Source organism: Corallococcus interemptor (assembly GCF_003668875.1).
In the GTDB taxonomy this organism is placed as follows: Bacteria; Myxococcota; Myxococcia; order Myxococcales; family Myxococcaceae; genus Corallococcus; species Corallococcus interemptor.
The window spans coordinates 1-433 of sequence record NZ_RAWM01000365.1 but is presented as its reverse complement, the minus strand read 5'-3'; the positions used below and the strand labels follow the sequence as shown (position 1 = coordinate 433).

The window sequence follows — 433 nt, the reverse complement described above, 5'->3', positions numbered from 1 at the left end:
CCACGGAGGCAACCGCACCGAGTTCCACTCATTGCTGAGCCAGTCGATACTCGTGGGAGCCAAGGGCTACGTCCTGTAGCCGCGCCGACATGGGCATGCATCCACGTTCAAACTGAAATGGAACTCACCGGGCGCCCAGCTTCTCCAGCATCTTCACCGCGTTGTCGTTCTTGGGGTCGAGCTCCAGCGACTTCCTGTAGCGAATGACGGCGTCATCCTTGCGGCCTGCCTCGGCGTAGGCCTCCCCGAGGCTGTCATGAGCATTGGCATCGTCAGGATAGAACTCGACGTTGGCCTCGAACACCTTCACGGCGTCAGCGAGCTTCTGCTGGCGTAGGAGCCCGTAGCCAATGTCGTTGAGGATTCCCGAGGACAGTCCGGAGTCCGCCGCCTGCCCCTGCTTGCGGTCCTTGAACCAGGCAAGGGCGGAGTC

At 61.9% G+C, this 433-nt stretch carries 1 protein-coding gene; it reads right to left on the bottom strand.

Going from position 1 to position 433, the window contains the following annotated elements; translation table 11 throughout:
* Nucleotides 1-124 precede the first annotated feature (124 nt).
* Nucleotides 125-433: tetratricopeptide repeat protein (locus D7X96_RS39270; RefSeq protein ID WP_121772017.1), on the bottom strand; the 309-nt coding region annotated here is incomplete at its 5' end.